Genomic DNA, 25,638 nt, shown 5'->3' with positions numbered 1-25,638 from the left:
CCGTCCGGAAAGGGTTCAGGTCATGGAAACAAGCAACATAACGTATGTGGGGGCTTTTGTGGCGGGGCTTCTCTCCTTCCTTTCTCCCTGTGTCCTCCCTCTCATACCTTCTTTCATAACCTACATAACCGGACTTTCCTTCGCCGATCTGCAGGCGGAACATCCGACCCACAAGGTCCGTCAGCAGACCATCATCCACACGCTGCTCTTCATAGCCGGTTTCACGGTTGTCTTTGTTCTCCTCGGCGCCTCTGCCACCTTCATTGGCGGCCTGCTGCAGGAGCACATGAAGACCGTCCGCCAGGTCGGCGGGGTGCTCATCATTCTGTTCGGCATCCACCTTACCGGCATCGTACCCATCAAGTTTCTCCTGGGTGAGAAACGAGTCACCGTGCACAACAAGCCTGCCGGTTACGTGGGGAGTTTCCTTGTGGGGCTTGCCTTCGCCGCCGGGTGGACCCCCTGCATCGGCCCTATCCTCGCCTCCATTCTCATGGTGGCTGCGGCAGAGGAAACCGTGATGCATGGTATCGCCCTGCTGCTCACCTACTCCATGGGGCTTGCCATCCCCTTCTTCCTGGCCGCCCTGGCCATGCACCAGTTTCTCGTCGTTTTCAACCGCTTCAAGAAGTACATCCGCATCTTCGAGATCGTCACCGGGGTCTTTCTCGTCGTCGTCGGGGTCATGGTCTTCACCAATTACCTGACGGTGCTGAGCCGCTACACCACCATCTGGTTCGGTGAGTAGCATGGGTGCCGTGCCGGCGACGATCTCCATCCAGCTTGCCGTCGCCGACCTCGGTACGACGGAGGCGTTCTACGCCGGTATCCTGGAACTCCCCGTCGAGCGGGCGCTTACCTCCCGGGGGGCGCCCGAGCATCTCGTGCTGCGGCAAGACAGCCTGGAACTGATATTTGTGGATGAAGAAGCGGTGGGACGGGCCCATCCGGTCCTGGCGGAGCGATTGGCGGAGTACCCGAAAGGCGTGGGGATGACCCTCCATGTCCGGGTGAACGACATCGAGGACGTTTTCGATGCTGTCATGGAGGAGGATATTACGGTTCTTTATCCCCTGGAGGAGAAGCCTTACGGGATGAAAGAGCTGTGGTGCTTCGATCCCGATGGCTACCTCCTGGTGCTTGAAGAGCCGCTACGGCGGTGACCAGTTACTGGTGTCCGGTCACCGGGAAACAGGCATCAGTTCATCTCGTGTTGCAATTTCCGGTCACTGGTCCCCAGTCCCCGTTTTTTTCTTTTTCTCCCGATCCTCGGGAGAGCAGGCGTCGGCCATTCAGGTGGGGACCCCGAAGCGGGGGAGAATGTACTTCTGCAGCACGACCCAGAATGCCACGAAGCCAAGCATCAGTAGTAATTCTTTCATCGGTTCACCTCCCATCGGATTCAACTCTAGCAAATATTCAAGATAATATATACAGTTAATTTTGCATCGCGTTTTCGTTTTATGGCTTCAGTGCAGACGAAAATAGAAGTTGACACCTGCCGGCAGAATATATATTATGAAAATCACTTTCAATGAGGGGGGCTGCGTGAAACGGGTCAAGAAAAAGCTTTTCAGTGATTTTATCGCCCAGAAGGGCCTCAAGTCTACCCGCCAGCGTGACACCATCCTTGAATTTTTTCTGGCCTCGGACCGGCATATGAGCATTGAAGAACTCTACCTGAAGGTCCGGGCCAAGCACCCCAACATCGGTTACGCCACGGTCTATCGAACCCTCAAGCTCTTCGCCGAGGCGGGGCTTGCCCGCGAGATCCAGTTCGGCGACGGCCAGACCCGCTACGAGCATGTGAACGAAGGAGAGCACCACGACCACCTGGTCTGCACCCGCTGTGGCACCATCGTGGAATTCGAGAACCCGGTCATCGAGAAGCTGCAGGACGAGGTGGCCTTATCCCACGGCTTCCTCATCGAGACCCATAAGATGGAGTTGTACGGCCTATGTCCCAAGTGCAGGAAGTGACACGCCGCACCTCGCATCGCTAAATAAAAACTGAAAAAATTTTCTCCAGTCAGTGAAAGTGATTTTCATAAACAACAACTGGAGCGGCAAAGAAAGGTTCTACCGTACATGGCATTGTTCAAGAAGAAAGCGAGTTGTCACACCCCCCACGACGATGCCCCCTCCCACGCCCGCAAGGTTGTGCTGGTGGGAAATCCGAACGTGGGGAAAAGTGTCCTTTTCAACGCCCTGACCGGCGCCTATGTGACGGTCTCCAACTACCCCGGCACGTCGGTGGAGGTTTCCCGCGGAGCGGCGACCATCGACGGCGAGCAGTTCCAGATCATGGATACACCGGGGATGTACTCCATCCTCCCCATTACGGAAGAGGAGCGGGTGGCCCGGGAGATACTCCTCAACGAAGCGCCGGACGTGGTGGTCCATGTCATCGACGCCCGTAACCTGGAGCGGATGCTGTCCATGACGCTCCAGCTCATCGACGCCCAGCTGCCGGTAGTGCTCGTGGTGAACATCATGGACGAGGCGGAGCGGATGGGGCTTGCCATCGATATTCCGCTGCTGCAGGAAAAACTCGGCATTCCGGTGATCGGCGCGGCCACTGCCAAGAAGCGGGGGCTGGCGGAGATCCGCCGCGCCATCGCGACTTACACGGGGAAGACCCACGCAGTGTTCGGCTACAGCCGCCGGTTGGAAGCGGACATCGACAGCGTGGCAAACCTTATCCATGGCAGTTACCCCATTTCCCGCAAATCCCTGGCATTGCTCCTCCTTCAGCGGGATGACGAAGTGGCCGCACTGGTAAAGGAGCGGGAAGGAGACGGGTTCGCGGCTATCGCCGCCCAGGTGAAGGCGAAATGTTTCGAGCGGCGGGAATCCTTTCACATGGACCTGTCCATGGAGCGGAAGGGGATCGTCACGGGGCTTCTGGCTGACGTGTTCCGGTTTCCCGCCCAGCGTCGCATTACCTTCAGCGAACGGCTTTCCCGCTGGGCGGTCCGTCCCGTGACGGGGGTGCCGCTCCTCCTGGTTGTCCTTTACTTCGGCCTCTACAAGTTCGTCGGGGAATTCGGCGCCGGCACCCTGGTGGATGTGCTGGAGGGTAAGGGGTTCGAGGAGCACTTCAACCCCTGGATAACCGACCTCGTCAAGGGGGTCATCCCGTGGGGGGTGATCCAGGAGCTGTTTGTCGGTGAGTACGGCGTCATCACCCTCGGACTCCGCTACGCGGTGGGGATCATTCTCCCCATCGTGGCGACCTTCTTCCTCTTCTTCTCCATCCTGGAGGACAGCGGCTATTTCCCCCGCCTGGCACTCCTGGTGGACCGGGTATTCAAGAAGATCGGCCTCACGGGTCGGGCGGTTATCCCCATGGTGCTCGGCTTCGGCTGCGACACCATGGCCACCATGGTGACCCGTACCCTGGAGACGGTGCGGGAGCGGATCATCGCCACCCTGCTTCTGGCGCTGGCCATCCCCTGTTCGGCCCAGCTCGGGGTGATCCTGGCTCTCCTCTCCAAGGCACCGGGGGCGCTCCTCGTCTGGAGTCTCTGTCTGCTCCTGATCTTCCTCGTCATAGGTTTTCTGGCAGCCAGGATCATGCCGGGCGAGACCCCCATGTTCTACATGGAGCTCCCTCCCATGAGGCTCCCCCAGCTCTCCAACATCCTGACCAAGACCTACACCCGGATGCAGTGGTACTTCCTGGAGATACTCCCCCTCTTCATCCTCGCCTCGGTGCTGCTCTGGATCGGCAAGATCACCCACTTCTTCGAGAAGGCGGTGGATACCATGAGTCCGGTGATGGCGATGATGGGGCTTCCCAAGGAGGTGGCGGTTGCGTTCATCTTCGGCTTCTTCCGCCGGGATTACGGCGCGGCCGGACTGTACGACCTGCAGACCAACGGGCTCCTCGATCCACGCCAGCTGACGGTGGCCGCCGTGACCCTCACCCTCTTCATTCCCTGCGTCGCCCAGTTCCTCATCATGAAGAAAGAGCGGGGGACGATGGTGGCGGTCGGTATCGGCCTGTTCGTCAGCGGACTCGCCTTCGGAAGCGGCTGGCTGCTCAACAAGTTCTTGCTGGTGACGGGGATTTTGTAAGGCGACAGGCCAGGACCAGGGACCAAGGTAAAACGACGATTTCCCGGTCCCCGGTCCCTGGTCACGGAGTTTTTATGATACGGTGCGGATATTGCGGGCATGAGTTTGCCGAGGAAGAGGGGATCAAGGGGTGCGGCAAGTGCGGCAAGCCGTGCCGGTCGGTCCGCTGTCCCCGCTGTTTCTACGAGAATCCCCCCGAACCGGCGGTGGTGAAGAAGCTGAAAAAGGTATTCGGCAAAAATTCATAAGGTTATCAGTTCGATATATATTTCAAAAAGGAGACATAAAGCATGAAACTGTCCGACAAGGCGGAAGAGATCCTGGAAGCTCTCTGGATAGCTGTGGAAGAAGAGGGGCGCGGTTACGAGGAGCGGGAGCGGATCAGCGTGGCGGCCGATGATCCGGCCTATCGGGAACTGACTGGTCTGGCGTTCATCGAGGTGCGGGATGAGCGGGTCTATTTCCGTCCCGAGGGGAAAGAGGAGGGGCGCAAGACCATCCGGCGCCACCGGCTGGCGGAACGGCTGATGATGGACGTCCTCAACATCCGGGGGGAGACCGCCGAGGACAAGGCGTGCCAGTTCGAGCACCTGCTGAACGAAGGGGTGGACACCAAGGTCTGCACCATGCTCAATCATCCCACCACCTGCCCCCACGGCAAGGCAATCCCCCCCGGCGACTGCTGTATGGAGGCGCGGCAGAGCGGCGACCTGGGGGTGGTGCCGCTGACGGAGCTGAAATCGGGGGAAGAGGGGGAGATCGCCTACATCCTCACCGAGGACAGCAAGAAGATGCAGAAGCTGATGGCCATGGGGGTCCTCCCCGGCAACCGGATCATTCTCATGCAGAGTTTTCCGTCCTACATCTTCCGGGTCGGCTTCTCCGAATTCGCCATCGATACCGCCATGGCACGGGAGATATTCGTCAGAAGATAGGGTGAGGCAGCTCACTTACACCGACCACGAGCGAGCAGGACCCGGCGGATTGAGACCTCAATCCGCCTTTTTCACGCCCGCTCCTTTCTGCGCGGCAACTATATCATTGACATGCACGTAGCAGGATGCTACCTAAGAGGTGTTACGCTTTTTTGTTTTGTAACACCAGGGGCCTGCTGTGGCAAAATCCGGTCCCTGTCATCAAGGAGCAAGCGCCATGCACATGGCAGACGCACTGTTGTCACCCGCCGTGGGGGGGGCCATGTGGGCGGCCTCGGCAGGAACCATCGCCTACTGCGCAAGGAAGGTCCGGACTGACCTCGCTGACAGCAGGGTGCCGCTTATGGGGGTACTCGGCGCGTTCATCTTTGCCGCCCAGATGATCAATTTCAGCATTCCGGCGACCGGTTCCAGCGGTCACCTGGGTGGTGGACTCCTCCTTTCCGTTCTCCTCGGCCCCTACGCCGCCTTCCTTACCATCGCATCGGTTCTGGTGATCCAGGCACTGTTTTTTGCCGACGGCGGCCTGCTGGCGCTGGGGTGCAATATTTTCAACCTCGGGTTTTTCCCGGCGTTCATCGCCTATCCCTTTGTCTACCGGCAACTTGTCGGCGCGCATCAGACCCGGGCGCGCATGACCATGGCGGCGATCGCTGCCGCCGTAACCGGCTTGCAGCTCGGTGCGTTCGGGGTGGTCCTTGAAACCGTCGCCTCGGGGCAATCGTCGTTGCCGTTCTCCACGTTTGTCGTCATGATGCAGCCGATTCACCTTGCCATCGGCGTTGTGGAGGGGTTTGTGACTGCTGCGGTGGTCTCGTTCGTGTACAGGGCCCGCCCGGAACTCGTCCCGTCTTCTCCCGGGGCGTGCTCCGCCGGCAGCCGTCCGGTTCGCGGCGTGCTGCTCGCTTTTTTGGCCATGGCAGTCCTGACCGGAGGTATGGTCTCCTGGTTTGCCTCGAAAGACCCCGACGGTCTGGAATGGGCCATCGGCAAAGTGACCGGCAAGGGGGAACTGCCGGGTCCCACACAGGGAATTCACGGAACGTTGGCAGAGGTGCAGCGGAAGACCTCCTTCCTGCCGGATTATTCCTTCCGGAAGTCCGGAGAAACGGGGAAGGAAGGGGCACAGCCTGCCGGCCAGGGAAAAGACAAAGGGGAGAGCAGGGTCGGCACCAGCGTCTCAGGGGTCCTCGGGGCATGCATAACCCTGGCAGTTGCCCTCCTGGTGGGATTCCTCCTCAAAAAGCGGCACCAGTCTGCCTGACGAACCGGAAACAGAAAGTATCTTCATCGCGAGGAACGGGGGAGGGGCGCTGCCCCTCCCCCGTTGTATGAGAGACCACCATGGCATCCATTGACGGGGCGCTCCTGGATTTCAAAAGGCTTGACCGGCTGGCCACCGGGGATACGGCGATCCATCGCCTCGACCCACGGGCCAAGGTTCTGGCGACCCTCGTTTTTGTCGTGACGGTGGTCTCATTCGGGAAATACGAGGTGACCCCCCTCGTCCCCTTTCTCATCTTCCCCGTGGCGATGGTTGCACTCGGGAATCTTCCGGTTGCCTACGTCATCAAGAAGATTGCCCTGCTCTGTCCCTTTGCCCTGGTCGTGGGGATATTTAACCCCATCTTCGACCGGGAGGTGCTCGTCCAGATCGGATCACTCGGCATCACCGGCGGCTGGCTCTCCTTTGCCTCCATCGTCATGCGCTCGATCCTCACGGTCGGGGCGGCGATCGTGCTCGTGGGGGTGACCGGCTTCCCTGGCGTATGTCTGGCCCTCGAGCGGATCGGGATGCCCCGGGTCTTCGCCGTGCAGCTTCTCTTCCTCTACCGCTACATCTTCGTCCTCACCGATGAGGGGTCACGGATGGAGCGGGCGCGAAAACTCCGCTCGCTCGGGAAGAAGATGGAGCCGGGGATCTTCGGCTCCCTCGTGGGACACCTGCTGCTCCGGACCTGGCAGCGGGCAGAGCGGATCCACATGGCCATGCTGGCGCGGGGGTTCACTGGCGAATTCCACACGCGAAGAGATACACGTTTCGGCGGCAGGGAACTGCTCTTCCTTCTGGGCTGGTCCACACTCTTCATCATCCTGCGGTTCCTGAACCTGTCACAGCTGGTGGGATCGCTCGTTACGGGAATATCACCATGAGCCATCATATCGTTGAAGTCAGGAATCTCCGCCATGTCTATCCCGACGGCACCGTTGCCCTGCGGGACGTTTCCTTTCGCATTACCCATGGCGAGTCGGTGGCGATCATCGGCGCCAACGGCGCGGGGAAATCGACCCTCTTGCTTCACCTGAACGGCTTTCTCACCCCCACCGCGGGGGAGATCCGCATCGGGGACTATCCCCTGACCAAGGCCACCCTTCCCGAAATCCGGCGGACGGTGGGGATGGTGTTCCAGGACCCGGACGACCAGCTCTTCATGCCGACAGTCTATGACGACGTTGCTTTCGGCCCGCTCAACCTGGGGTTGTCCGGAACCGACGTGGAACAGCGGGTGAAAGATGCCCTGGAAAAGGTCGGGGCCGGGCACCTGCAGGAAAAACCTCCCTACAATCTCTCGGGGGGGGAGAAGAAGCGGGTGGCCATCGCCACGGTGCTTTCCATGTCCCCCGACATCCTCGTCATGGACGAGCCGACGGACGGGCTCGACCCCCATGCCCGCCGCCAGCTCATGGCGCTCCTCAGGGAGTTCAGCCACACCAGGATATTCACCAGCCATGATCTGGACATGGTGCTGGAACTCTGCAGCCGGGTCATTATCCTCCACGAGGGGGAAGTCAGGGGTGACGGCCCCCCCCTGGAGATTTTCCGCAATGACGAACTCCTTGCCCGGTGCCGGCTGGAGAAGCCCTTGTCCATGCAGGGATGCCCGGTCTGTGGCGGCAAAGTGAGCTAGACACCACTTCAAAAAGATCTGCATACGTGAAAAAACGTTGACAGGAATGATTTTGATAACTATTATCAATTTCATTGTTTGCGCTGTTTCGTATTTCGCTTATGGAGATTGCCCATGCACCGCTTGTTCCTTCCCTTCCTCTGTTGTTGCCTCATGTTCTCCCCCGTTGTCAGTTTCGCAGAAGAACGCCTCGAAGTTTCCATAACAGCCGATCAGTCGTCCTGCCAGGAGATTGCCGCCCTGGCCCGGAAATATGGCGCCGACAGCCAGCTGCCCGATGAGGTGGTGGTTGACGGCAAGCCTTGTCCGAGGGGTGAAGTGGCGCACTGTTTTCTCTCGGTCATCGTCAAACTGCTGGAAAAGTGCGAGAAGGAAGGGGTGGCAGCGATCCCCCCCGAGGAGATGGAGCGGATCGCTGCGCTGCACGAGGCGCTGAAGGACGATCTGGTCCAGCTTGCAGGCTACGTCACCCTGCGGGAGACGATCGAGAAGATGCTTGCCAAGCCCGATGATCCGTCATTCCTGTTCAAAGTGGGGGTTGACGGATTCCTGCGCGGCGAGGGGGCCGGCAACTTCCGGCTTCCCGATTTCAGCTACAATCCGGGGCACGGCGAAGGACGTTTCCTCTACCGCGTTAAGCCTTACGCCTACTGGCATCCGACCGGCTGGCTCGATATCCACGCCGAGGGGCAGGGGTACGGGTTCAGCGGCGGGAGCCAGTATGCCGGCAAGGTCTCTCTCTACCAGGGGTTCGCCGAGGCCCACTGGCCGGAAGCGGAAGGATACTCCCTCAAGGCGGGGCGCCAGGAATTCGTGTACGGCAGCGCCTTCGTCCTGGGGAACGACTCGTTCTACGATGGGCTTAGTTTTGACGCGCTCCGGGTACGACTTGCTCCGCTCAAGCCACTGACCATCGACCTCTTTGGCGGCTGGTACGCCACCCCCTTCTCCGACGGGGTGAAGGGAGAACTGGTCGGTGGTTACGGGACCTGGACCTTTTCAGAAGGGAATGCACTCGAGGCATACGCCCTGCGCGATACCGGTTCCGGGGAGCATCACGCGGGCGAGCACCGGGATACCTGGGGGGTGCGGGGAATGGCGACGTTCGGCCCGGTGGCGCTGGAAGTGGAGCCGGTCTTCCAGACGGGACGCCTCTTCAATCCCGCTACGGACGGGAATGAGAATATCTCTGCGTACGGCGGCCATGCGGATATTTCTTTCGACACCACGCTGTGGGGATATCACAACCATCTTTTCGCCAGCTACGCCCTCGGCTCCGGCGACAGCGACGCTGCCACCGGCGGCTCCTTCCGACGAGAGTTCAGCAACCCCAACACCGACTCCCCCCTCACCGGCGACATGAACGTAATCGGCTCACTTTCGGGCATCGACGTGGGAGACCACCATGCCAGCGGCCTGCGAATCCATACCCTCGGATGGGGAATCGACATCACCAGAGAGGTGAACTTCTCTGCTACCGGCCGCTACTTCCGCGCCAGCTACGTGGAGCCGGGTTTCAGCAAGAACCTGGGGGTGGAGGCCGATTTCACCCTCACCTACGCTTTTTCCGACAACCTGTCGTTTGTCGCCGGCTACGACCGCTTCTTCACCGGCGGCTTCTTCCGCGACGCCACCGGGAGCGAAAGGGACATTGACTACGGCTATGTCATGCTCCAGTTCGACCTGTCCCATGCCAAGCCCAAACTGCGGATGGCCCGGAAATAGTAAATGGTGTGTTAACTTCCCAACATTCCCCCCTCCTGCCTCCCCCCTCCGGGGGGAGAATACTTTGCCCTCCCCCGATGCCGCGGCCAAGGAGCTGGCCAAACGCACCCTCACCAACCTCTACAACGCCCGGCCGGCCTGGCTGGCAAACGCCCACCGGGCCCTGGACGAGGCCGTTGCCGCCGCCTACGGCTGGGAGCCGGACATGGGCGACGACGACGTGCTGGGACGGCTGCTGGAGCTGAACCGGGCGCGAAGCGGCAAGGAAGGCGCCTGACCGCCGCTGTTTCCCGGACGCTCTTTTTGTTACTAAGGCGGAATCTGACTACTCGACGTTCCCCCCTCCTTCCTCCCCCCTCCGGGGGGAGAACTCTTTTCCCTCCCCCAGCGGGGGAGGGTTGGGTGGGGGAAGAAACGATGTCGAGTAGTCAGCATGTTCCTTAGTGATTGACAAAAAATCGGCAGACAGGGTATCCTTCCATAACTTTTATCCAAAGGCCCGTTACCCCATGGCGCATACCCTCCTGCACAAGTTCGTCACGCTCCTTCTCCTGGCAGTCGTCATTACCGCCAGCGTGATGGGACTGTGCCGGGAGACCCATGCCGTCGAACAGTGCTGGGACGGTCATGGTGGCCAGGAAACGGTCGCCTGTCAGCTGGTAGGAGAGGGTGACCACTGCCCCTCCTGTCCTGCCGGCGAACATGCCGGTCACAACGACTGCGATTCTTCCTGCTACTGCAGCTGCCACCTCCCCCTGACCAGCCATTTCGGTTTTTCCGTTCACACTCCCCATGTTTCCACGCTTGTCCCCATCGACTCTTTTTTTCGTTTTCCGGAAGTCTATCTGCCCAAGTTCGTCCCCCCGCAAATACACGCCTGAAACGCCACGACGGGAGTAGTTTGCCCTGAATCAGGGACAAATCTGTCTTCTCCCTTCGTCGTGGTGCGACCGCAACCGCTGTCCATCTCATCATTCACAAATGAATAAAGGAGGTCATTCCTTTGGGAACAACTGCATCTGCACGGGGAGCCTTGCTCCTGGTGCCAGGAATCATATGTATTCTATCGTCAACCCCTGTGCGGGGAGAGGAACAAGCGCTGTCACTCCCCAGGGTGGTCGAGCTTTCGCTGCAGAACAATGGCGACCTCAACGCGTTTCGCGAGGAAAAGGGTATCCGCGATGCCGGCAAGGTCAGAGCGGGGCTCTTGCCGAATCCAACCCTTGAGTTGGAGGCGGGGACGGGTGCCTTGACCGGCAGCAAGGACGAGAACAACCTGTCCATCGGGATTTCGCAGGAATTCTCCCTGGCGGGAAAACGGGACAAGCGCCTGACCATCGCAGCACGCGACTTGGAGATCTATCGCTGGCAGCTGACCGACCGGGAGCGGGTGCTCCGCGAAGAGGTGAAGACCGCGTTCCATGATGCCATCCTGGCCCAAAAACGGACCGACCTGGCGGACCGGGCCATCGATCTCAACCGTCAGCTCCTGGAGGTGACCCGGGAGCGCCTGGCGGCGGGGGACATTCCGGAACTGGAAATGAACCTGGTCAAGGTTGAGCTGGCACGGAGCGAAGGTTCCCGGATTGATGTCGCAAAAGAGCTGAGCCAAAGCCAGGCAAGACTCTGGACTCTCATTGGGCTTCCGGGTGGTGAATCCCCCGCGCTAGCCGGCAATCTCGATGCCGATGTACCCATGGCAACGTCGCTGTTGGATCTGAAGCGGCTTGCAGGAGAGAATCGGCCGGATATCAAGGCGCTGGAGGCCGAAAAAAGCAGGGGCGAAGCGGACATTAACCTGGCCCGGGCCGAGGGGGTCCCCGACCTCACGGCCGGGCTCTTCTATTCCCACGAACGAAGAACCGACGCAACCGGGGCGGGGGAAGAGAAGGTTCGGGACAACCTGCTCGGTATCCGGCTTTCACTGCCACTCCCTCTCTTCGATCGCAACCAGGCAGGCATTCAGGAGGCCAGGGCCCGACGGAGCAGCGCCGAAAGCCGCCTGCTGGCCGCTACGAGGAATGTGGAACGGGACGTTGAAACGGCCTATGCCCGCTATCTGAACAGTGAAAAAGTCCTTTCCCTGTACAAGGCAACCATTATTCCCCAACTTGAGGAAAACCTGCACTTGACCCAGGAAGCCTACCGCCTCGGCGAGGTCGGTATCCTGGCAGTCATTCAGGAACAGAAGAAATTCTTCGAAGTCAGCGAAGGTTACCTGACGGCGCTGCATGACCGCCGGACGGCGTTCGTGAAACTCGAAGCGGCAGTGGCAACGGAACTCACCGGAGGTGCGCAGTGAACAAAAAAGCAATCATCATCGGACTCATTCTGGCTTTGGCCCTTGGCGGCGGCCTGTACTACCGTTCCCACCATGACGAAAAGGAACATGCCGGGCATACTGAGGCCGGCCACAGGGCAGAAAAGGCCGGCGGCCATGAAGAGGGCAAGGAGCACAAGGAAGGGGAAGAAGGGCATGAAGAGCACGGCGAGGCGGGCAGCGTCAAGATGACCGCCGCGGTGCAGAAGGAGAACGGTGTGGTCGTCGCCGCAGCGAAAAAGCAGCGGCTCGCGGGGAGCGTCAGCGCCACCGGCAAGGTTGAGGCCAATGCTGACCGGATCGCCCATGTGTCGCCCCGCATTTCCGGCAAGATCGTCGCCGTCAGGGCCTCACTGGGTGACAGTGTTGCCGCCGGGCAGGCCCTGGCGACCCTGGACAGTGTGGAGCTCGGTGAAGCCCTCAACCGCTACCGTCAGTCGAAGACCAAGCTCGCCCTGGCCCAGTCCAACATGGATCGGATCAAAGGCCTGGTGGAGAAGAAGATCGCCGCCCGCAAGGATATCCTCCAGGCGGAGACCGATTTCAAGACCGCCCAGGCCGAGTTGCATACCGACGAAGAACGCTTGTCCCTGTATGGCGTCTCCAGCTCCGACCTTGCGGGAGACAACCACAAACGGCTGCTCCTGCCGGTCCGTTCCCCCATCGGCGGCATCATCACCGAGAAGCATGCCATCGTCGGCGAACTTTCCGACCCCTCCAAGAGCCTCTATACCGTGGCCGATCTCTCCTCGGTCTGGGTGCTGGTGGATATCAACGAGAAAGACCTGGCCAAGGTGCACAAGGGGCAGGGGGCAATCGTCACCGTTGGCGCCTTTCCCGACATGAAGCTGAAGGGGCGTATCACCTACATCGCCGACCTGGTTGACGAGGCCACCCGTACGGTCAAGGCGCGGGTCGAGGTGGCAAACCCGGGCCGCAAGCTGAAGCCGGAGATGTTCGCCACCGTCGAACTGGCGCTGGCGGCTGATGCGCCGCCGGTGGTGGCGGTCCCCGAGGATGCCCTGCAGGACCTGGATGGCAAGAAGGTGGTCTTCGTCGCGGAACAGGAAGCTGAATTCGCGGCGCGCCAGGTTCAGGCTGGCCGGACGGCAGGCGGCATGGTCGAGATCGTTTCCGGTCTGGAAGAGGGGGAACGTTACGCCACAAAGGGGGCGTTCATTCTCAAATCGGAACTGAAGAAGGGTGAAGTTGTTGACGAGCATGGCCATGGCAAATAAGGGCTCAATACAAACCCCCCTCACTCCCCCCTTATCAGGGGGGAAGCCTTTAAGCCTTCCCTGACAAGGGGAGGTTTGGAGGGGTTAAACTGGAGAAAATACCAATGCTAGAAAAACTGATTGCCTATACGTTACGGCAGAAGGGGATGGTCATCTTCCTGGCTCTCCTGATCATCACCTTCGGCCTCTATTCCTATGCAAAGCTGCCGATAGATGCCTTTCCGGATGTAACGAACATTCAGGTCGAAGTGGTAAGTCATGCCGATGGCCTGTCGGCACTGGAGATCGAGCGGAACGTCACCTATCCCATCGAGATGTCCATGCGCGGCCTGCCCGATATCGAACAGATGCGTTCGGTGACCAAGTTCGGCCTCTCCATCGTCACCATCGTCTTCAAGGACAACGTGGATATCTATTTTGCCCGGCAGCTGGTGTTCGAGCGGCTGGCCGAGGCGCGGGAGAAGGTCCCCAGGGGTGTCGAGGTCGCCATGGGTCCCATCGGCACCGCCATGGGGGAGGTCTACCAGTATACGCTCGAAGGGAAGATGCCCGATGACCCGCAGCAGAAGATCGCCTACCTGACCAATTTGAGAACCATTCAGGAGTGGATTGTCACCCCGCAATTGAAAAGTGTCGCCGGCGTGAACGAGATCAACTCCTTCGGCGGCTATTTCAAGCAGTATCAGGTGATCGTGTCGCCGGAGAAACTGCTGAAATATGCCCTGACCGTGGATGATGTCTATTCCGCCATCGGCAGCAACAACGAAAACGTCGGGGGGAACCTTCTGGAGCGGGGCACGGACCAGTACATCGTCCGGGGCGTCGGCCTGATAAAGGATGTCAGCGACATCGAAACCATCGTCCTCAAATCCGCCGGCGGAACCCCGACCTATATCCGGGACGTGGCCCAGGTGAAGGTCGGCGAGGCAGTCCGCATGGGTGCTGCCATGAAGGACGGCAAGGACGAATGTGTCGGCGGCATCGTCATGATGCTGCGGGGGGAGAACAGCCGTGATGTCGTGCGCCGGGTCGCGGCCAAAGTCAAGGAGATGAATGAAAACAATGTGCTCCCGGAAGGGATCAAGATTGTTTCCTATTATGACCGGAGCGACATTGTCAAGGCGAGCGTCTCGACGGTCAATAAGGCTCTGATTGAAGGCTCAATCCTGGTCCTGATCGTGCTGTACCTGCTCTTGAACAGTATCCGTGGCAGCGTCGTGGTGCTTATCGCGCTGCCGCTCTCTCTCCTGGCCACATTCATCGTGATGAAACTCACGGGGATCACGGCAAACCTGATGTCCCTGGGTGGTCTGGCCATTTCCATCGGCATGATCATCGACACGACCATCATCCAGGTGGAAAACGTCCAGCGCCATCTGAGCGAAGAGGGGGGGCGACATCCCAAACTCTTGACCGTTCTCAAAGCGGTCATGGAAGTCAGGAAACCGAGCATCTTCGGCGAGCTCATCATCGCGCTCACCTTCATCCCCATTCTTTCCCTGGAAGGGATCGAAGGGAAGATGTTCGGGCCGCTGGCCATAACGGTGGCCATTGCACTGCTTGCCTCTTTGTTCCTGTCGATATTCGTTATACCGGTCCTGTGCATCCTGGTTCTGAAGCCGCATCCGGAAAAAGAGAGCTATATCATGCGGCATGCGAACCGGCTCTATCTGCCGCTGCTCGACTACGCCATGAACACAAAACGCGTAGTTCTGGGTGTTGCCGGCGTTCTCCTGGTCGCCTCGCTCTTTCTGGTGACACGGCTGGGAACGGAATTCATCCCGACCATGGATGAAGGCTCGTTTGACATGGATATCGCCATGCTTCCCGGCGTTTCCCTGGCCAAGGCGATGGAAGTAAACCAGCTGGCGGCGGCAAAGCTGAAGCAGTTTCCCGAACTGGATACCATCGTGGGGCGGACCGGGCAGACCGGCGTCGCCCTGGATACCAGGGGGGCTGACAAAACCGGCTATGTGGGGATATTCAAGCCGAAGAGTGAATGGAAGCGGGACATCTCCAAGGAAGAGCTGACCAACGAGATGCGCAAGTCCCTGGAATCGGTTGCGGGAATAAACTTCGGGTTCAGCCAGCCGATCCAGTGCCGGATTGACGAGCTGGTGGCCGGAACCCGGGCGCAGCTTATCCTCAAGCTGTTCGGCGAAGATATCGACGTGCTCACTGAAAAATCGGCCGAAATCGCCAGGGTCCTCTCCACCGTAAAGGGGGGGACCGATCTGAACGCGGAAAAGATTACGGGGCAGCCCTACCTGACCGTCAACATCGACCGGGCGAAAATTGCCCGGTATGGCCTGAATATCAGCGACGTGCAGAAGGTCATCGAAATTGCCGTGGCCGGTAAAGCGGCATCGCAGCTGTACGAGGAGAACCGCAGCTTCGACATCACGGTCCGTCTGCCGGAAGAAAAGCGGAATTCCCTGGAGGCGATCAAGAACCTGCTGATTACCACGAGAACCGGTATCAATGTGCCGCTGGAACAGCTGGCCGAGGTGAAGATGATCGAAGGCCCGGCCCAGATCAGCCGCCAGGACGGGGTTAGACGGATCGGCATCGAGATGAACATCACCGGCAGGGATATCGGCAGTTTCGTTGCCGAGGCGAAGCAGAAGATCAGGGCGCAGGTCAAACTCCCGGCCGGGTATTATGTCACCTGGGGGGGGCAGTTCGAGAATCAGCAACGGGCGATGAACAAGCTGATGATCATCGGACCTGTAGCCATCAGCATGATCCTGCTGTTGCTGTATCTAACCTTCAGATCGATCCGCCTGGCCCTGCTGGTCATTTCCAACCTCCCCTTCGCCCTGATCGGCGGTGTCTTTGCACTCTTCATGTCAGGGCAATACCTGTCCGTTCCGGCGTCGGTCGGGTTCGTCGTCCTCTTCGGCGTGGCGGTGCTGAACGGCCTGGTGCTGGTGTCGCGCATCTCGCAACTGCGCGATGAAGGGTTCGGCTTGCAGGAAGCGATCAGGAAGGGGAGCCTTGACCGCCTGCGCCCGGTCCTTATGACCGCATCCATCGCGATTTTCAGCCTGATGCCGATGCTCCTGGCCAGCGGAGCGGGGTCGGAAATCCAGAAACCACTCGCCACCGTTGTCGTGGGTGGACTGGTGACGTCGACCCTGCTTACCCTGCTGATTATTCCGTCAGTCTACGGCTGGTTCGAAAAGAGAAAAGTCGAGGAAGAGATGTAGTCTTTCAAGTGCAAGCGAGCTGCATAACCCTTCCCAGCCTCCCCTTAACCAAGGGGAGGGGATTTTAAACCCCCTCTTAAGCTAAGAGGGGGCTAGGGGGAGTTATGTTGAAGGCGACGCTGAATGGTTATGTAAATCCATACGTAAAGGAGAATTCCATGAAAGAGATAAAAGCCGTCATCCGGCCGTCGAAATTGCTGGAGGTGACCGAAGAGCTTCACGAGATCGATGGCCTGCCGGGAGTGACCGTGTCGGAAATCAAGGGATTTGGCAAGGGGCGGGCCAGAAACGCTCACGACAAGGTTACGTACGAGATGGTGGAGTTCATTCCGCGCATCCAGCTGGAGGTAGTCGTCGATGACGGGATGGTGGAAGAAGTCGTCAACGTGATTCAGAAATATGCCCATACTGGCAATACGGGGGATGGGAAGATCTTTGTATCGACGGTTGACGAAATCATAAAGATACGGACAAACGAACGGGGGAGAGATGCGATTTAGGGCAAGGTCGCGTACCGATACCGACTGCGGGTGGGGCACCTTTCACGTGACAAACCGGTCGGATTCGGCTAATCTGGCCCCATTATTTAGCCGTGAAGGAGAAGAAAGATGAAGAAAATAGCTACACTGTTGACGGCCCTTGCCGTGACGGCGCTTGCCTCCAGCGCGCTGGCGGCGGGGAAGGTGACGCTCCCCAAGGGGTATGCGAAGTGGGAGAAGAGCAAGCAGCAGATCATCACCGACAAGAATTCCCTGTTCTACGGCATCCACTATACCTACGTGGACAAGAAGGCGATGCCCGCCTTCAGGTCAGGGGGCGCCTACCCCGAGGGTAGCCAGTTCGTGGTGGAGTTCTTCACCATCAAGGATGAAGGCGGCAGGCAGGTGGCGGGGAAGAAGAACATGGTGGTCCTCATGCGGAAGGACAAGAAGCAGAAGGGGACCGGCGGCTGGCTCTTCGCCGGCTTCAACCCCGACGGCAAACCGTCCGCGGTGGACCCGGTGAAGAACTGCTACGAGTGCCACCTGAAGATGGCGAAGGATACGGACCTGGTTATTTCAAAGTACGCAGAGTTCAGGTAGGAAAGATTTTTCCCGACACCAGGAAGTGGAAAGGCCCCGCCACGGTGCGGGGCCTTTTTTCATGGCGGATGGAGTTCCGTACCGTTATCGGCCGCTGCTGCCGTTTCTCCGGTTCCACTCTCCGGTTTTGCGTGGATCGCCGGCAGTCGGACGGTTGTGGTCGTTCCCCTGCCGGGCTCGGACTGGAACTCGATGGTCCCCCCATGCTCCCTGACGATGGAGTCCGTAATGTACAGCCCCAGGCCGGTCCCCCCTTCTTCCGCCCTGGTCGTGAAGAAGGGTTCCCTGAGCTGCTCCAGCTCTTCCCTCCCCATCCCTTTTCCCTCGTCCCTCACCGTTATCACCACCTGGCCGGCCGTTTCGTCGTACCGGCTGGTCACCCACACGCCCCGTGCCTTGTCCGGCAGGGACTGGAGCGCATTCATCACCAGGTTGATGATCACCTGCTCGACCTGTTGTCCGCTTCCCCTGGCGGGTGGCAGGTCAGGCTGCAGTTCCATCTGGAAATTGTCGGTATGCCGGTGGATGTGATGCCAGAGGATGGAGGTGGCGGCCTGGATCATCCGGTTGACGTCAATGGTTCCCTGGCGCCCCCCCTTTTCCGACTTGACGAAATCCCGCATGTTGTTGACGATTTCGGAAATCCTGCGGGAGCCGTCGATGATGCCGTTGAAAAGCCGGGGCACGAGGGTCTCCATTTCCGCGGAAGGGAGCCCTCCCAGGGAGAATTCGCCATGTTCCCTGCGATGCTCCAGCAGGATGGGGGTCGCATCCTGCCATGACCGTGCCAGCATGGTGGCATTGGCGGAAATGTACGTGTTCGGATTGTTTATCTCGTGGGCGACGCTGGAAACGAGGAGGCCGAGGGAGGCCATCTTGTCGGCCTGGATCAGCTTTGCCTGGCTTGCCCGGATTTCTTCCATGAGGCGGACCTTGTCGGTCATGTCCCGGATGGAACAGTAGATGATGCATTCATTTTCCAGGGTGAGGATCTTTCCCCGCAGGGAAACGGTGAGGTTCCCCCGGCTCCTGCTGAAGCTCGTGGCCCGTTCCAGATGGAATACCGGGGCGGTATCACTGATGGCGCCCGACTCGACGAACATCTGGAAATCGTCGGGTGCAATGATCGAAAGAAATGTCCGGCCGACGATTTCTTCCCTGGCGAGACCGAACAGGTTCAGTGCCTCCGGATTGACGTCGATGACCTCGAAGCTCTCCGTCCTGATGAGGAAGAGTGCATCGTCGTTCTGGTTAAACAGTTGCCGGAACCTCCCCTCGCTTTCTCTGAGGGCTGTCTCCGTCTTTCGTTGTTCGGTGACGTCGTGTCCCTCGGGGATCAGGTAGATGACATTTCCGGTATCGTCCTTCATGGGGGTCAGGGAAAAATCGATGTAGTGCAGGTTGCCGGACGAATCCCGGTGGGTCGCGTCGAACCTGCTGAACTCCCCCGCTGAAGCACTGGCGACCGCCCGGCGCAGCCTTTCCTGCAAAACCGGGTCGTGGTTCCACCAGGGGGTCTGCCAGTAATGGCATCCGACAACCGATTCCTTCGTTGTCCCGATGAGGTCAAGGGCTGCCGAATTGGCGTCGACGACTTTCCCGTCGGGAGAGAGTAGCCCCTGGTACTCGATGGTATTGTCCATGACCGACTGGAGGAGGCGCTCGCTGGTGCGGAGCTGGCGTTCCCGCTTGCGGATCGAATCTGCCATCTGCCGAAGGTCGTCGGCCAGTTGCTCGAACTCGGCAATGTTTACCTGCGGCCGTTCAAGGGACTCCTCATCGATGGCGATATGGTGGGCGTAGGCTGCCAGCTTGCCGAACCGCCGCGACAGTTGCCGGGCCATGTAGAGGGCGGCGGTTATTCCCAGCAGCAGGGCGGCGAGTAGCCCCGCCCCGACAATCCTGGTGGTGGTAAGTACCGAGCGGTAGGCAACCTCTATCGGCTGGGCCACCAGGACATCCCACTTGATGAAGGGGGATTCGACGATACTGCCGATCATGTCGCGGTCATTGAGCCTGAAACGTCCGGTCAACGGTGTCGGGGAGGCCAGCCCCTGTCTGACGAGGGGAATATTGCTGATGTTCAACTGCTGGGCCGTGTAGCGGCCATCCTGGTCGGCGATGATCTGCCCGCGGCGGTCGATGACGAAGATGAGCTGCTCTTCCCTCGCGGCGGTGTGCCTGAGAACTTCCGTCAACTGGTCCAGCCCGACCTCGCCGACCACGGTCAGCCGATCCGACGGCACCGCCAGGGCGACCGACAATCCGCCGCCGACAACCGAGAGAAAGGTGTTCGACCAGACCGGCCGGCGCTGCCGTCTGACGTCGTCGAACAGGGGGGAGTGCGACAGGTCGAGTCCGTCCAGGTCCTGCCGGTGTTTGCTCTGATTTGCCGGAAGGCTGGCGGCCATGACCCTGCCGTCCGGCCCGACGACATAAAGCGCCCGGAGCGAAGCCGATGCGCCGATCTGGGCATCGAGCACATGCTGGACGTTATGCCAGTCAAGGTCCTTGTTCATCTGAAGGGCCGCCACACCTGCAATCGTTGCCTGGGATGCTGCCAGGACGCTTTCCACCTGGCTGGCGATGGCGCCGGCGAGTTCACGCTGACGGGTTTCGATTTCAGCGCTGATCTGGGGGACAAGCCAGAAAACGCCCAGGAGGACCACGATGAGAAAGGGTACAACTGCCACCAGGGTGGATTGAATTGAGAGAATCTTGCGCAGGGGGCGCATGGTCATGCGGTCACTCCTTGGTGACATACTGGCCGTTACGGATCATGGTGACGAAGGTTCGCCGGTCCGCATCGCCGAACCGGTCGATGGTGATGGTCTGCTGGACCCCCGGGAAGGTGCGGACGGCAAGGATCGTTTCCTTGAGCGACGTCCCGGACCTTTGGCGAGCGAGGGCTTCAAGTGCCACCGTGGCGGCGTCGTAACCGGCCATGCCGGCAAAGCCGGCTTCTTGCCCGAAGCGCTCCCGATAAGCTCTGCAGAAGTTCTGATACCGCTCGGAACGGTCGTTGCGGTCCAGAAACTGGGAGACATGGACATCTTCCGCGGCTTCCCCCGTCAGTTCTATGAAACGTTCGGTGGAGGCCCATTCCGCCATGGCGATCGGCTGGGAACGATTCAGCCTGCGTACCTGCTGGCAGACCACGGCGGCATCGACGACATTGCAGACGATCAGCACGACATCGGGCCGGGTGGCAAGGAGCTCCTTGACCGCATGGGAAAAGACGATATCGTCCCCCGACCGGAAGCCTTTCGCCCCTACCATCCGCCCCCCCAGCGATTCGAACGTGGTGCGGAAGTCGTTGATCCAGCTTTCCGTGTAGGACCGGTTGTCCAGATCGTATATCGCCGCAACGGTGCGGTGCCCAAGCGTTTCCGCCTGGTAGCGTGCGCTTTTGCCGGCGTAGTCTCTGGTGGTTGAAATGACGCGGAGGAAATTGTCGTCCTTTCCCACCAGTTCCGTTGTCGTCACCGTGGGGCTCAGCATGATGGTTTCCGAGGCGTTGACGAGGGGGACGGCTGCCATGGCGATGTTGCTGGTCATCGGACCGATGATGATCTCCAGGTTCCGGCCGATGAGTTCCGCAACAGCCTGGCGGGCGACGTCGGGGTTCTGTCCGTCGTCACGGATGAGGAGTTCCACGGGGCGGCCGTTGACCCCCCCGCCGGCGTTTTTCTGTTCGACGGCCAGCATGACACCGTTTCTGCCTGCCACTCCGAGGTCGGCGACCTTTCCGGTGATACCGCCGACAAACCCCAGTCTGACCGGTTCCTTGTGGCAGGCACCAAGAGGTGCTACCGTCGCCAGAACGAGCAGGAATAGTAGTCCCTTTTTCAGCGGGAACTGCATGGTTTTCTCCCGTACCAAAGGCTGGAAAGGCGATGTAGCTCCGGAAACCCGGCGGGGCTTTCTCCCGAAGTGCCACCTATGGTCTTTTTCTTTGCCACCTGCTTGTGGTATCATGGCGGCGTTCAATCACATTCAAGATTCAAAATTCATACCATAAACAGAGGACTGTCGAATGGAAATGAAGAATTCTTCACCGGGAATCGTGCTGGTGGACGATGAGCCGGAGATTCTTTTCAGCTCCAGCGTGATGCTGCGGCAGGCGGGATTGAGCAACGTCCTGACCATGGAGGACAGCCGCAAGCTCCTTCCCTTTCTCGCGGAGCAGGAAGCCGGAGTGGTCGTGCTCGACCTGCAGATGCCCTATCTGTCCGGCAAGGAACTGCTTGCGGAGATTGCCGTCAGCTATCCCCACCTGCCGGTCATCATCATGACCGCCGCCAACGAACTGGAAACGGCTGTCGAATGCATGAAAACGGGAGCCTTCGACTACCTGGTGAAACCGATCGAAAACAGCCGGTTCGTCGCCTGCGTCAGGAAGGGGCTGGAAATGCACTCCCTGCGGCGCGAGATATCCTCGTTGCGGGAATACCTCGTTTCGGGAAAACTGCACAACGAAGCCGCCTTCGCTGCCATCAACACGCAAAGCGCCAGAATGAGAGCGATCTTCGGCTACATGGAGGGGATTGCCCCGTCGGACCAGCCGGTGCTCATCTCCGGTGAAACGGGGGCGGGGAAGGAGCTGATAGCAAGGGCACTCCATAGCCTGAGCCGGCGCACCGGGGAATGGGTCGCGGTAAACGGCGCCGGGCTCGACGATCACATGTTCTCCGACACCCTCTTCGGGCACCGGAAGGGGGCGTTTACCGGGGCGGACCAGGCGCGGGAAGGGATGGTCGCCCGGGCTGCCGGCGGCACCCTGTTCATCGACGAAATCGGGGATCTGACCCCTGCGTCCCAGGTCAAGCTTCTCCGGCTGCTGGAAGGGGAGTTCCATCCCCTCGGTTCCGACGTAGCCGTCCGGAGCAGCGCCCGGATCGTCGTGGCAACGAACAGCGACCTGAGCGGGCTCGTTGCGGAGGGTACATTCAGGAAGGATCTCTATTACCGCCTCCGTGCCCATCATGTGCACGTCCCTCCCCTGCGGGAACGAGCCGAGGACATTCCTCTCCTCCTGGAATGTTTCCTGGAGGCTGCCGCCACCTCCCTGCAGAAGAAGAAGCCTGCCTATCCCCCCGAACTGGTCAGCTACCTTCGAACCCACTCGTTCCCGGGGAACGTGCGCGAACTTCGTGCCATGGTCTACGACGCCATGGCACGCCACCAGGGAGGGGTACTGTCGACTGCTTCCTTCCGGGAGATTATCGGCAGGGAGGTTTCGACCTCGGACACGGCTTCTTCTCATCCCTGCTCCATCGAGCAGTGGATGAGCGTGACGGGGCGGTTTCCCACCCTGACCGAGATGGAAGAATTCCTCATCGCCGAAGCTCTCAGATTGTCCGACGGCAACCAGGGGGTTGCCGCATCCCGCCTCGGTCTGTCCCGCCAGGCGTTGAACAAGAGGCTCAGCAGAAAATAGTGAGGAGAGCGGCCGGGGAGAGCACATCCCTGGGCCGTTTCCCCCGCCGAGCCAGTCCCTGACAAAAGGGGTGCGACATTCGTTGCACCATCCACTCCCGTCGCTCGCAATGCAACCCACCGGAATCATGTAGTCTTTGTCCCTGCCGCCCGACAATCCGTCAACATTCGTCGTATCCCTTCCTTAAGGCCAGTATCCCCTTTGCCGCAGGCAACAGTCTGATATCACAGCAGTATCAGCCGGTCAAATAGGGATGGGCACGGTTAGTGCTCTTGACGATATGTCGCTACGTTAGCGGGGCAGGGCCAAGAGTCCATGCACGCACACACAATCGGCAGGGGAGGATGTCATGGTAAAGAAAATGCTGATCGTCGATGATTCGTCACTTATCCATCAGATGTACCGTCTCGTCATGAACGGCTACAAGTGTGAAATCGTCGATGCCATGGATGGCCAGGAGGCCCTGGATATTCTGGCCAAGCAGCAAGACATCCAGCTCATCCTCCTCGACATCAACATGCCGGTCATGAACGGCGTCCAGTTTCTGAAAAAAGCGGCACCCCTCGGCATCACCCGCAGGGTTCCGGTCATTATCATCAGTACCGAGGGGAAAGAAGAGGACACGTTGAGGGGGCTGGCGCTGGGGGCCAGGGGATATCTGAAGAAGCCCTTTCAGCCTGCCGAACTCCATGCCCTCATTGACAAGATCATGACGGGCGCAGCTTCGCCGGAGAAGGGGGAATATGTACCCCCCCCTGCATCGGTCGGATTCTGAACACTATAGCTGAAACCGGAGGAGCACCAGATGCAGGAACATAATGACGTAACACTCCCCCCGTCGGGACTGGCGGAGGATATCCTGGCCCAGTTCGTGGGGAAGGCCCAGCAGGAGCTGGATGCCACCGCGACGGCCGTGACGGCGCAACAGGAAGAACAGCTGCACCACCTGGTCACCTTCACCCTGGGGCGCGAGGAGTACGGGGTGGATATCGCCAGCGTCCAGGAGATCATCCGGGCGACGGACATCACCCCGGTTCCCGGTGCACCCGCCCATGTACGGGGGGTGATCAACCTGCGGGGAAAGATCATCCCGGTGGTGGATCTGCGGAGCCGGTTCCGGATGGCGGCAGGGACAGAGGCGGGAGCAGAGGCAAGCGACGCCCGGCGGATCATCGTCATCGAGTTGAAGGGGAAACGTCTCGGAATGCAGGTGGACGCGGTCTCCCAGGTGATCAAGGTATCCTCGTCCGTCATCGAGGAGATGCCGGAAGAGGCGATCACCCTGGACCAGAACTACATCAAGGGGGTCGGGAAGCTGGAGGGCCGGCTCATCATCATCCTCGACCTTAACAGGTCACTGTTACTGACGGAAAAGAACATCCAGTAGGAACCTATCCCCCCAAGGAGACCGATTTATATGAAAAAACGCACCTTTTTCCAAGGGCTGCAGGGCAAACTGCTGCTCTATTTCCTTCTCATGTCCCTGGTGCCGCTGCTGGTGGTGAGTATCGTCTCTTATCAGAAAGCCCAGAAGTCCCTGCAGAACACTACTCGTGACATGTTGCTGGACATGGCCTCCGTCATTGAAGCCAAGGTGGAAACCAAGCTGGGGGATCGCTTCGACGACATCAAGGCCTGGGCCACCATGCCGGACCTTGTCGAGGCGGTGAAAACGAAAAAGTACGCCGCTGCCAGCGAGAAGTTGTCCGCCCTTGTGAAGGCCTATGATGACTACAAAGTGGTCATGGTCTTTGACGCCGACGGCAACTTTGTGGCTGCAAGCGACCAGGCCATACTCAAGGACAGCACCGTAGACCGCAACCAGTCCAACCGGGAATGGTTCAAGAAAGCCATGGCGGGCGAGGTCTTCGTGGAGGACGTGAACTACTCCTCTACGGTTAAGGATACCGTCATCGGATTTTCCGCCCCCATCAAATCCGGTGGCGCCACCGTCGGCGTCATCTCCTCCCGCATGTCTTGGGGCATCGTGCAGAAGATGGTGGAGGAGCAGAAAGACGGCGCCACGGGCCACGCCTTCATAATCAACCGGGAGGGGCTGGTCATCTCCCACCCCAAGAAGGACAAGGTGCTGAAGGAGAACCTTGCCAAATCTTCTGACCCCCTGATGGTCGCCTTCGCCCAGAAGCTTGCCAAGGGTGAGGAGGCCTTTGCCGATGTCACGTGGGACGGCGTTGACCTGGAGATCCAGGTCGTACCTGCCAAGGGGTCCGGCGACTTCACGGGGGGCGGCTGGGCTTATGCCATGGCCATGGCCGATGACGAAATCTACGCCCCCATACTGGCGCTGCGCTTCATGGTCATGGTGATCATCCTGGTGACGGTGGCTATCGTTGCTGTCCTGGCAGTCATTGTGGCCCGTTCCCTCGCCAATCCCATGATCAAGGGGGTTGTCTTTGCCCAGGCCGTGGCTGCCGGCGACCTGTCCCAGACATTGGAAGTCAGGGCAAAGGATGAGGTTGGAGACCTGGCCAATGCGTTGAATGCCATGGTCGAGAGCCTCAGGAATATAGTCGGCAAAATACGGGATTCTTCCGGCCAGGTGGCGTCTGCTTCCGAGGAAATATCGGCCGGATCCGCCCAGCTGAACCGTGCGGCCCACAGCCAGGCTTCGGCAGCGGAAGAGACCTCGGCGACCATGGTGCAGATGGCGGCTTCCATCCAGACGGTGGCGGGGAATGC

The 25,638-nt window shown here is 59.7% G+C and carries 23 protein-coding genes; 21 read left to right on the top strand and 2 right to left on the bottom strand.

The annotated features are described in order from the left end of the window. Nucleotides 1-22 precede the first annotated feature (22 nt). The 17 genes from KI810_RS16705 to KI810_RS16625 all read left to right on the top strand — a co-directional run bounded on the left by KI810_RS16705 (nt 23) and on the right by KI810_RS16625 (nt 17,498). Entirely contained in the window at nt 23-748 is a 726-nt protein-coding gene (locus tag KI810_RS16705; RefSeq protein WP_214176709.1) for a cytochrome c biogenesis CcdA family protein, read from the top strand. Nucleotide 749: 1 nt separating this feature from the next. Next, entirely contained in the window at nt 750-1,163 is a 414-nt protein-coding gene (locus tag KI810_RS16700) for a VOC family protein (RefSeq protein ID WP_214176708.1), read from the top strand. Between the two features lie 385 nt (nt 1,164-1,548). Next, complete coding sequence (locus KI810_RS16695) at nt 1,549-1,980, top strand: Fur family transcriptional regulator (protein WP_214176707.1); 432 nt, start codon at nt 1,549-1,551, stop codon at nt 1,978-1,980. Between the two features lie 108 nt (nt 1,981-2,088). Then, nucleotides 2,089-4,080 (top strand): ferrous iron transport protein B, encoded by a 1,992-nt coding sequence (feoB, locus tag KI810_RS16690; protein ID WP_214176706.1) that lies wholly within the window; start codon nt 2,089-2,091, stop codon nt 4,078-4,080. A gap of 74 nt (nt 4,081-4,154) precedes the next feature. Further along, the gene (locus KI810_RS16685) at nt 4,155-4,328 is read left to right on the top strand and encodes a hypothetical protein (protein WP_214176705.1); all 174 of its coding nucleotides are present in this window, start codon (nt 4,155-4,157) and stop codon (nt 4,326-4,328) included. 42 nt (nt 4,329-4,370) lie between these two features. Continuing rightward, on the top strand, nt 4,371-5,015 hold the full coding sequence (locus KI810_RS16680) for a metal-dependent transcriptional regulator (protein WP_214176704.1): 645 nt from the start codon (nt 4,371-4,373) through the stop codon (nt 5,013-5,015). A 217-nt stretch (nt 5,016-5,232) separates the two neighbouring features. After that, complete coding sequence (locus KI810_RS16675) at nt 5,233-6,279, top strand: energy-coupling factor ABC transporter permease (protein ID WP_214176703.1); 1,047 nt, start codon at nt 5,233-5,235, stop codon at nt 6,277-6,279. 80 nt (nt 6,280-6,359) lie between these two features. Beyond that, nucleotides 6,360-7,169: a cobalt ECF transporter T component CbiQ gene (gene cbiQ, locus KI810_RS16670; protein ID WP_214176702.1), complete on the top strand. Its 810-nt coding sequence runs from the start codon at nt 6,360-6,362 to the stop codon at nt 7,167-7,169. Beyond that, nucleotides 7,166-7,924, top strand: coding sequence for an energy-coupling factor ABC transporter ATP-binding protein (locus tag KI810_RS16665; protein ID WP_214176701.1), 759 nt, complete (start codon nt 7,166-7,168; stop codon nt 7,922-7,924). Before cbiQ ends, KI810_RS16665 begins: the two co-directional genes overlap by 4 nt. A gap of 114 nt (nt 7,925-8,038) precedes the next feature. Continuing rightward, nucleotides 8,039-9,649 carry an alginate export family protein gene (locus KI810_RS16660; protein WP_246525782.1) on the top strand — a complete coding sequence of 537 codons (1,611 nt, stop codon included), beginning with the start codon at nt 8,039-8,041 and terminating at the stop codon, nt 9,647-9,649. Continuing rightward, a complete protein-coding gene (locus tag KI810_RS16655) occupies nt 9,615-9,926 on the top strand; it encodes a hypothetical protein (RefSeq protein WP_214176700.1) in 312 nt (103 codons plus the stop codon). The genes KI810_RS16660 and KI810_RS16655 overlap by 35 nt, the downstream gene beginning before the upstream one ends. A gap of 232 nt (nt 9,927-10,158) precedes the next feature. Next, entirely contained in the window at nt 10,159-10,530 is a 372-nt protein-coding gene (locus KI810_RS16650; RefSeq protein ID WP_214176699.1) for a hypothetical protein, read from the top strand. Nucleotides 10,531-10,652: 122 nt separating this feature from the next. Further along, nucleotides 10,653-11,951: a TolC family protein gene (locus KI810_RS16645; protein WP_214176698.1), complete on the top strand. Its 1,299-nt coding sequence runs from the start codon at nt 10,653-10,655 to the stop codon at nt 11,949-11,951. Then, entirely contained in the window at nt 11,948-13,207 is a 1,260-nt protein-coding gene (locus tag KI810_RS16640) for an efflux RND transporter periplasmic adaptor subunit (protein WP_214176697.1), read from the top strand. The genes KI810_RS16645 and KI810_RS16640 overlap by 4 nt, the downstream gene beginning before the upstream one ends. 104 nt (nt 13,208-13,311) lie before the next feature. Then, nucleotides 13,312-16,416: an efflux RND transporter permease subunit gene (locus KI810_RS16635; RefSeq protein ID WP_214176696.1), complete on the top strand. Its 3,105-nt coding sequence runs from the start codon at nt 13,312-13,314 to the stop codon at nt 16,414-16,416. Nucleotides 16,417-16,574: 158 nt separating this feature from the next. Further along, nucleotides 16,575-16,916: a P-II family nitrogen regulator gene (locus KI810_RS16630; RefSeq protein ID WP_214176695.1), complete on the top strand. Its 342-nt coding sequence runs from the start codon at nt 16,575-16,577 to the stop codon at nt 16,914-16,916. 108 nt (nt 16,917-17,024) lie between these two features. Beyond that, nucleotides 17,025-17,498 carry a cytochrome P460 family protein gene (locus KI810_RS16625; RefSeq protein ID WP_214176694.1) on the top strand — a complete coding sequence of 158 codons (474 nt, stop codon included), beginning with the start codon at nt 17,025-17,027 and terminating at the stop codon, nt 17,496-17,498. Nucleotides 17,499-17,557: 59 nt separating this feature from the next. On the opposite strand, the gene KI810_RS16620 is transcribed toward KI810_RS16625, so the two are convergent. After that, nucleotides 17,558-20,239 carry an ATP-binding protein gene (locus KI810_RS16620; protein WP_214176693.1) on the bottom strand — a complete coding sequence of 894 codons (2,682 nt, stop codon included), beginning with the start codon at nt 20,237-20,239 and terminating at the stop codon, nt 17,558-17,560. Between the two features lie 4 nt (nt 20,240-20,243). Further along, a complete protein-coding gene (locus KI810_RS16615) occupies nt 20,244-21,362 on the bottom strand; it encodes an ABC transporter substrate-binding protein (protein WP_214176692.1) in 1,119 nt (372 codons plus the stop codon). 172 nt (nt 21,363-21,534) lie between these two features. On the opposite strand from KI810_RS16615, the gene KI810_RS16610 reads away from it, so the two are divergent. The 4 genes from KI810_RS16610 to KI810_RS16595 form a co-directional block, all read left to right on the top strand. Continuing rightward, nucleotides 21,535-22,938, top strand: a complete 1,404-nt coding sequence (locus tag KI810_RS16610; RefSeq protein WP_214176691.1) for a sigma-54-dependent transcriptional regulator — start codon at nt 21,535-21,537, stop codon at nt 22,936-22,938. A 349-nt stretch (nt 22,939-23,287) separates the two neighbouring features. Next, the gene (locus KI810_RS16605; RefSeq protein WP_214176690.1) at nt 23,288-23,713 is read left to right on the top strand and encodes a response regulator; all 426 of its coding nucleotides are present in this window, start codon (nt 23,288-23,290) and stop codon (nt 23,711-23,713) included. 30 nt (nt 23,714-23,743) lie between these two features. Continuing rightward, nucleotides 23,744-24,325: a chemotaxis protein CheW gene (locus KI810_RS16600; RefSeq protein ID WP_214176689.1), complete on the top strand. Its 582-nt coding sequence runs from the start codon at nt 23,744-23,746 to the stop codon at nt 24,323-24,325. Nucleotides 24,326-24,355: 30 nt separating this feature from the next. After that, nucleotides 24,356-25,638 (top strand): methyl-accepting chemotaxis protein (locus KI810_RS16595; protein WP_214176688.1); only part of this gene is annotated, 1,283 nt, incomplete at its 3' end.

Origin of the sequence: Geomobilimonas luticola, assembly GCF_018476905.1 — a bacterium.
Taxonomy (GTDB): domain Bacteria; phylum Desulfobacterota; class Desulfuromonadia; order Geobacterales; family Geobacteraceae; genus Geomobilimonas; species Geomobilimonas luticola.
Note: the sequence above shows the minus strand (reverse complement) of the source record. Positions and strands in the feature narration are given on the sequence as shown.